The 8,504-nt window shown below is 37.4% G+C and carries 10 protein-coding genes and 1 pseudogene; all 11 read right to left on the bottom strand.

Annotated features, from left to right (window positions below; genetic code table 11):
- A pseudogene (locus QZ548_RS05665) lies at positions 1-264 on the bottom strand (TrkH family potassium uptake protein); the annotation flags it as partial.
- 12 nt (positions 265-276) lie between these two features.
- Positions 277-1,617: a Trk system potassium transporter TrkA gene (gene trkA / locus QZ548_RS05660; protein WP_295868994.1), complete on the bottom strand. Its 1,341-nt coding sequence runs from the start codon at positions 1,615-1,617 to the stop codon at positions 277-279.
- Between the two features lie 5 nt (positions 1,618-1,622).
- Positions 1,623-2,531 carry a S1 RNA-binding domain-containing protein gene (locus tag QZ548_RS05655; protein ID WP_295868993.1) on the bottom strand — a complete coding sequence of 303 codons (909 nt, stop codon included), beginning with the start codon at positions 2,529-2,531 and terminating at the stop codon, positions 1,623-1,625.
- Position 2,532: 1 nt separating this feature from the next.
- Positions 2,533-2,895: a ribosome silencing factor gene (rsfS, locus tag QZ548_RS05650; protein WP_005386808.1), complete on the bottom strand. Its 363-nt coding sequence runs from the start codon at positions 2,893-2,895 to the stop codon at positions 2,533-2,535.
- Positions 2,896-2,907: 12 nt separating this feature from the next.
- Positions 2,908-4,029, bottom strand: coding sequence for an LCP family protein (locus QZ548_RS05645; RefSeq protein WP_295868992.1), 1,122 nt, complete (start codon positions 4,027-4,029; stop codon positions 2,908-2,910).
- A 12-nt stretch (positions 4,030-4,041) separates the two neighbouring features.
- Entirely contained in the window at positions 4,042-4,611 is a 570-nt protein-coding gene (gene yqeK / locus QZ548_RS05640; RefSeq protein ID WP_295868991.1) for a bis(5'-nucleosyl)-tetraphosphatase (symmetrical) YqeK, read from the bottom strand.
- Between the two features lie 3 nt (positions 4,612-4,614).
- Positions 4,615-5,229: a nicotinate-nucleotide adenylyltransferase gene (gene nadD / locus QZ548_RS05635; protein ID WP_119206729.1), complete on the bottom strand. Its 615-nt coding sequence runs from the start codon at positions 5,227-5,229 to the stop codon at positions 4,615-4,617.
- A 139-nt stretch (positions 5,230-5,368) separates the two neighbouring features.
- Positions 5,369-6,628: a glutamate-5-semialdehyde dehydrogenase gene (locus QZ548_RS05630; protein ID WP_295868989.1), complete on the bottom strand. Its 1,260-nt coding sequence runs from the start codon at positions 6,626-6,628 to the stop codon at positions 5,369-5,371.
- 9 nt (positions 6,629-6,637) lie between these two features.
- Positions 6,638-7,759, bottom strand: a complete 1,122-nt coding sequence (gene proB / locus QZ548_RS05625) for a glutamate 5-kinase (RefSeq protein WP_227721312.1) — start codon at positions 7,757-7,759, stop codon at positions 6,638-6,640.
- A gap of 67 nt (positions 7,760-7,826) precedes the next feature.
- Positions 7,827-8,111, bottom strand: a complete 285-nt coding sequence (gene yhbY, locus QZ548_RS05620) for a ribosome assembly RNA-binding protein YhbY (protein WP_005386817.1) — start codon at positions 8,109-8,111, stop codon at positions 7,827-7,829.
- A gap of 8 nt (positions 8,112-8,119) precedes the next feature.
- A partial coding sequence (cgtA, locus tag QZ548_RS05615; RefSeq protein WP_295868987.1) for an Obg family GTPase CgtA occupies positions 8,120-8,504 on the bottom strand: 385 nt, incomplete at its 5' end.

The following is an 8,504-nucleotide window of genomic DNA, read 5'->3' as shown; positions in this document are numbered from 1 at the left end:
AAGAATAAATGGTAAGGAACCTAAGATAACAGTTAATATCCATGTAGCTGATACTACTAAATACCCATCGCGAAGACTAAAACTTTGACTTTCTTTGCCATAATAAGATAAAAGTCCACCTAAGCCGAATGAAATACCGGTGGTAATCAAAAATGACCAATATGCAGTTTCAAATACGACACTATATATAAAGGGTATCAATGTAAAAATCCCAAATATATATAATAGCCGCCCCACTAAGGACATGACAATTTGAATGCGCATAGTCCCTCCAAACTAGGTTAGATATTTAAGTAATTTACTTACTGATTCAGGTAACGCAAAGAGAACAATGTGATCTCCATCTAAAATCTCAGTATTACCACGTGGCACAATGGCTTCATCACCACGCAAAATAACACCTACTAAAGCCTTCCCTGGTAAACGTATATCTTTCAATTGTTTACCGGCTACAGGTGATTCACTTGTAATAGCAACCTCAATAGATTCCGCTTTCCCACCTTCAAAGGTAGAGATTGATAAAACACCTTCTCCGCTTCGAACAAAACGTAAAATTTGACTAGCTGTAAATAAACGTGGAGAGAATACGACATCAATGCCTACTTGTTCCATAAGCATAATGTATTCAGGTCGCCCTACACGTACTACAGTCTTAGGGATCCCCATATGTTTACCTACAAGAGCGACTAACAAGTTAAGCTTGTCATCATCCGTAAGTGCAATGATAACATCACTATCAGCAATCTCTTCTGCTTCTAAGAGATCGAAATCCGTAGCATCCCCATTAATAACAATTGTCTTATCCACAAGGTTTGCTAGCTGTTCACAACGGTCAAAATTCTTTTCAATAACTTTAACCGAAAATCCAGCTTGCTCCAAAAGGACCGTTAAATTTCTACCTAAAAGGCCAGCTCCAATGATAACAGCTCTTTTATAGAATGTATTATGATTATGGAACCAAAGACTTTCTACCTCTTCAACGGCTTCTTTCAAGCCTAAGAAGAATACACTATCATCAGGCTGTAGAATACTTTCACCATGAGGAATAATCATTTCACCATAGCGTAAAACACCTACTAGTAAAACACCTTCAGGGAATTTGATTTCTTTTAAAGGTTTTCCGATTAATGGAATATCATCTGTAATCTTAAATTCCATGAGGCGCACAGCGCCTTGACCAAAGTCCTCAACATCAATAGCTGATGGTGTTTCTAAAATTTGTAAAAGCTCTTGAGCCGTAACCATTTCAGGATTAATGAACAAATCTACGCCTAATTTGGCACGCATCTCATCATCCATATGTTCTGCTACAGTATTATCCCGAACACGAGCAATCGTTGTAGGAACACCTGTAATTTTAGCTACAGCACAGGATAGCATATTTACTTCATCAGAATCGGTAACAGCAATAAACATTCCTACATCTTCCATACCGATTTCATTGAGCAATTGTATATCACTGCCGTTACCTTGAACAAGGCTAACATCTAAGGTATTTTCAAGATTTTGTATGCGTTCTGATGACCGATCGATAACGTACACATCATGATCATCTTGTATCAGGCGTTGTGCCAAGGAATAGCCAACCTTACCAGCACCTACAATGACAATTTTCATCGTCTTTATTCCTCTTCTTGTGATTCATTACTAACAGGAGGTGTCCATTGACGTCCTATTTCAGTTAATAATGTCCAACCATCATCTTGAACAATCTTTTTCTCTTTCATCAAATGCCCTAAAGCACGTTTAAACGCGGCTTTGCTGATGTTAAACTTATCTTTAATCAACATAGCAGAAGATTCATCACTATACGGCATCTTACCACCACGGTTAAGAAGATATTCCATAATAATATCTCCATCAGATATGAGGGCCTTTTCCTTGGTAGGGCGCATAGATACATTGATTCGGCCATCATCACGTTTAAAGGTAACGCGACCTTCAACCAACTCCCCAACCTTTAGTTTTCTCGTCATTTCTGAGCGATGTAAAAAGGCTATCCATCGTTCTGGAGTAATAAAGAATGCCCCATCACTAGTTAAGTTATAAATAGCACCCTTAACTAGTTGTCCTACCTTAGCCTCTGTAGCGGCCTTAGAAGCACGACGCATTTCATCATCTACATCCATAGATACTGCAAATCGACCAGATTTATCAGTATATAGGCGAACCCAAACCTTTTCACCAACTTGAGGACGTCCACGCATCTCAGCATGGGGCATAAAGATACCACGCTCAGTGCCAACCTCAACGAAGCAGCCAAAGTTTGTAGTGTTGATTACCTCAACATAGCCAATTTGACCTACCTTCATTGCAGGTAAACGCATAGAAGCAGTTAAACGTCCTTTTGGATCGCGATATAAGAATACCTCTACCTCATCACCAATAGCAACTGGAGATGTTTGTTGATCCTTATGAAGCAAAATATCATCATTTGTATTGCCTGTTTGACCATCTAGAAAGGCCCCTTGGTCACTAGTACGCAATACTTTTAATGTGGCAATTGTATTTTCCAACAATTCTGTAGCCATATTATACTCCTTCAAATGGAACTCGAACTGCATCATTCCACAATTCTTCTAAACCGTAGAATTCGCGCAATTCATCACCACCAAAGACATGACAAATAACATCGCCAAAATCAAGTAAAATCCATTCCCCTTCACGGTAACCTTCTCTGTGGTTGACTGTCATGCCCAATTCTGCTGCTTTATCTTCCATTTCATCAGCAATACTTTGAGATTGCTTGATATTGTTCGCACTAGCAATTAGGAAGTAATCACCTAACATAGATACACCTTCTAAATCGAGGATTTCAATATCTCTACCTTTTTTATCGAAAGCAGCTTGTGCTAATTGTAATACGATTTCTTTAATTTCTTCTTTATTTTTCATACTATTCCCCTTTTACCGTTTTTTACTACTCTCATCACCAGGTTCTGTTGGCTTTGTAATAGTCCCACCATTATGTTCTGATTCTGGTGCAACCTTGGTTGTACTATTAGTTGGAGCTGTTACAAATTGTGTCATTTCATTAGCTGGTAAATTTCCCATCGTAATGCCTACTAATCGTTGTGCTTCCGTAGGATTTACCTTCCAATATGTCATATCTCCTACTAACTCTTTTTCTCCAGGAAGAATATAGAAGTGGATTTCTTCCTTATTGATTTTGCTAGCATTATATACAAGCTTAATAGCATCTAATGTAGAAATATTGCTATCATAATGATCCCAAATACGCCAAATATGCCATGCATTTGTTAAGAAGAATGCATTATGCTCTTCTTCTACCCATAGTTTTAAAAAGCGTTCTTGTCGTTGTACACGTGTAAATGTATCATGTTTTGAATCAGAATATCGTAAATAAGCCAATGCTTTATCACTATCTAATGTTTGATAGCCTCGTTGCAAATCGATATCTTTATTTCCGTCTGCATCTACGTGTTCCATATTTTGTTCTACATAGATTTGTTGATTTCCTAATACATCATTCGTTTTTTTGAAAGCATTTTGGTTAACAACAACATAATAAGGTATAGAAATATGGAACATATCTTCAATAACAGCTTTTGTTAAATCAATACCACCTTTTTCATAGATGCTATTGAGCATTGTTGCATCAGTTTGATCTCTGTTATCAATTTTACTATTACTAGGGATACCAATAACATCCATAGTCTTTTGATCTAAATTAATAGATAACAAGAATAAGCTATCACTTTGACTTGGATTATTATCATCAGTACCGACAACAAGAATATATAACGGTTTATCTAAGCCTTTTTGCTCTACAGATACAGTATTACCATCTTGTTTATTACCATTATCTCCAGATGCATCAGTTGATTCGGTAGTACCTACAATAGCTCTATATGCATAAGATACGCCAGTATATAAACCGTATCCTATACCGCCAAGTAATGCTACTAGTACAATAATAGCTAATATAATTCTAGGCCATTTAACAGATGACTTTTGTTGACGTCTTCTTCTTCGACGGCGAGCTCTTGCTCGTTCACGTTCTTCCATATATAAACTCCATTATTTACAAGATTGTAACACATCATTACGACCAAGAATGGTCAAAGGATAAATAGATTGTTTTTGATCAATAAGATGAATAATAGTGTTATCAAAACCAAGCAATACAGCTTTATCTAAATTTTGATCCGCCACTTTACGCAATTCATCAACACCTGGAAAATCTCGATTAGGTTCTATATAGTCTGCTAAGAATATAACTTTATCTAGTTTAGACATATGTACCTTACCAGTCGTATGAACCCTAATGGCTTCCAAAACATCAGCATCATATATGGAAAATTCTTGTTTAGCACGAATCATACCGGCTAGTCCATGCAAAAGATTACCATTGCTTAATAATTCTTGATCAGCCTCATACGATTCAGCACTAACTAGCTTTTGCATTTCCTTCAGCGAAAGCTCCTTTGCACAATCATGCAACAATGCGGCTAATCTAGCCTTTTCCACATCAACGCCATAAAGCTCAGCTAAATGAGTGGCTGATTCAACAACGCCAAGAGTATGCTTAAAACGTTTTTTACTCAACCATTGACTCACGCTAACTTGTATTTCATCAAATGATAACATCCTTTATTCCTTCCCATAAATATGGTTTTCTTCTATATACTCCACTACACATTTAGGCAACATGTACCGAACAGTTTTTCCAGAACGTAACCGCTCTCGCAAATACGTAGCAGATAATTTCATCTCAGGAACCTCCATAAGATGTATTTTTTCTCGTGCTTTTGGTCCTAAAATATCTAATGTTTCATCAATTGCACTAGATCCATCAGGTCTTGTAGCACCAATAAAGTGGACCTCATCTAATAATTCCTCAATAAATTTCCACGTTGGCAACGCACGAATTGTATCCGTTCCAGCTATAAAGTAAAATTCAACATTTGGTCCATAGATCACCTTAAAATGTTGTATCGTATCAACTGTATACGAAGGGCCTTCACGACGCATCTCTACATCAGAAATTTCAAAATTTGGATTATCTGACACGGCTGCTGCTGTCATAGCATATCGATGATGACTATCTATTACATCATGTTGCTTATGAGGTGGTATCCGTGCTGGCACGAAAATAACCTTCTCAAGGTTAAAACTTTCACAAGCCACCTCAGCAATCATTAGATGCCCTAAATGGATAGGATTAAATGTTCCACCTATGATACCTATACGACGTTTCTCTACCATAATAATGTCACACCCTTAATGACAATGACACAAATAATGATAAATAAGAGCAGTGCTTTTCCATAGGATATCCATTCGTATCGACCTTTAGGGGTCTGAATATATCTGTAGTATGCCCTTATTAAGTAATATACTGTCTTCACTTTCGAACTTGGCCTTCTCCAAATACAAAGTATTTATATGATGTTAGTGCTTGTAATCCCATTGGACCACGAGCATGGAGCTTTTGAGTACTAATACCGATTTCAGCACCAAAACCAAATTCAAAACCATCAGTAAAACGCGTTGAAGCATTATGATACACAGTAGAGCAATCTACTAAGTTCATGAATACTCTTGCACGCATCGGTTCATCTGTTACGATAGCCTCAGAGTGATGTGTAGAATAACAATTAACATGATTAATGGCTTCTTCAAGATTTTCAACAATACGTACATTTAAGTCCATATCGTTATATTCAGTATGGAAGGAATCATCTGTTAAAGGAATTGTATTCTCCATATATTGAGCTACAGCTGTATCACCGTGAATTCGGACACCATATTCTTGTAGAGCCACATTAAGACGTGGTAAAAACTCACCAGCCACCGATTGGTGTACTAGCAATGTTTCCATAGAGTTACATACAGACGGACGTTGTACCTTTGCATTAATTGCAATTTCTAATGCCATATCGAGATTCGCATATTCATCTATATATGTATGACACACACCACTACCGGTTTCAATAACAGGAATACTACTTTCCTCTACAACACGACGAATCAGTCCAGCTCCACCACGAGGAATGATGACATCAATATATTCACGTTGGTGCAATAATACACCAACCATATCCCGATCAAGAACTTCCACAAGTTGAATAGCATCTGGCGTAATACCTAAAGATTCTAAGGTATTACGCATAATAGTCACGATAATTTGGTTGGTATGGAATGCCTCTTTACCACCTCGCAGTATCGTAGCATTCGATGTTTTTAAACAAAGCACACCAGCATCAATTATTACATTTGGACGAGCCTCAAAAATAATGCCAATAACACCAAAAGGTACCGCTCTTTTTTCAATAGTCAAACCGTTAGGCCGTGTAATTGTTTCTATAACCGAACCTACTGGACTTTCAAGAGCAGCTACTTGACGAACACCTTCTGCCATTTGAGAAATACGGCTAGGTGTCAATGTTAGTCGATCTATCATGGTTTGAGGCACATTATAATCACCAGATTTATCTAAGTCTAACTGATTAGCAGCCATAATTTCATCGGCTTGTGCTTCTACAGCATCAGCGATTGCTAATAATGCAGAATCTAATGTACCTTGATCAATTTGAGCTAATTCAAAGGATGCCGCTTTAGCTCTTTGACCCATATCTTTACAAATTTCTTCATACTGGTTCATAGGATATCCTCAATGTAATAAAACTAGATTATTACGATGTACTGCTTCATCATAGGTTGTATTAATACCTAAAATTTGAGCTATATCATTTGTATTATGACCTTTAATGGCCTTCATATCTTCGATGCCATAGTTGATAAGTCCACGGCCAATTTCTTTACCATCATGATAAATAGAAATTGTATCACCAGGTCCAAATGACCCATCTACATCAATAATACCAGCTGGTAAAATGCTTGCCCCTTTATCTAATACAGCACGTGCACAACCATCATCAATAGTGATTGACCCTTTCAATCGTTTACCAAAGGCAAGCCAATGATGTTTACCTGATAGCCCAGCATCATGCGCTTCAAAGAGAGTACCAATTTGTTCGCCCTTACATACACGACGAACAGAATCTTCCACTTCACCAGATGTGATTACCATCGGTACGCCTGAGTTTGTAGCCATATGAGCCGCTTTAATTTTAGTATACATACCACCAGTACCCATGTTAGATCCTGCACCACCTGCAATAGCATAGGTTTCATCAGTAATTTCAGAAACTGTTTCTATTAGCGTAGCATCTGGATGAGTTGCTGGATTAGCTGTATATAAGCCTTCAATATCGGACAAAATAATGAGCAAATCAGCATCTACAATACCTGCTACGGTAGCAGATAAAGTATCATTATCTCCGATTTTAAATTCTTCAATGGCAACCACGTCATTTTCATTAATGATAGGAATAACATTGAGTTGCAATAACGTATGTAATGTATTACGCAAATTAAGATAACTATGGCGACCAGTACTATCTTCTTTTGTTAAAAGAATTTGACCTACTGTACGTCCATATTCACGAAACATACGCTCATACATATGAATGAGGATGCCTTGTCCTACTGCTGCAGCAGCTTGTTTTAATACGAGGTCTCTAGGTTTTTCCTTAAATCCTAAAGGGGCCAGTCCAGCACCTGTTGCACCAGAAGAAACGAGAATAACCTCTTTACCTTGGTTAGCTAAATCTGATAGTTGGCGTACTAATCGTTCAATGCGTTCTAGGTTTAAATGACCATTAGCATAACAAAGCGTACTACTGCCTACTTTAACTACTATTCTTTTTGCGTTGATGATAGCACTGCGCATAGAATAACCTCCTAGGGCTAACAGGTTATGTAGACCCCCATATAATACATGTTAGTAATATGACGATTTATTTAGGTAGAATAATTTTAGGTTCTTTTTTAGCTTTATATAATACACCGTTAAAGCCGATAACTTGTACTAATTCAGCACCAAGCATATCAGCTAACTCTTGGAAAATCGTCTTATCTTCAGGGCTATTGTTGAGTAATTTTACCTTGATTAATTCACGAGCCATTAATGCTGCGCGAGCACTATCAATAACACTATTTTCTAAACCATTTTTACCAATTTGAACTACTGGTGGCATTGTTGCTGCCAAAGAACGTAAATACCGTTTTTGTTTTCCTGTCATTATTACTCCTACTCTTGGAATGTAAAGCGTTGATCGCCAATCACAACTTCATCACCGTCTTTACAACCTTTTTCCTTCAATTTAGCATCGAGCTCCATAAAACGCCAAATGCGTTGGAATCTGCGAAGAGATTGATCATCACTTAAGTTTGTCATTGCCACTAAGCGTTCAATACGTTTACCGGTAATATAGAATGCAGCATCATCACCACGTGTAATAACGAATTCCACATCAGGTTTTGCTTCGTATACTACTGTATCATCAGTTGCTTCCGGTTCTGGCTCATAATTTTCTACATAGTAGTAAGCTCGTTCCATAAGCTCTGGTAAACCTTCACCACTTAATGCATTGATAAGGAATACTTCATATCCTTTATCTTCAAAATAATTTTTT

The organism is uncultured Veillonella sp. (assembly GCF_915069625.1).
Lineage (GTDB): Bacteria > Bacillota > Negativicutes > Veillonellales > Veillonellaceae > Veillonella.
This window is presented reverse-complemented; position numbering and strand designations above follow the sequence as displayed.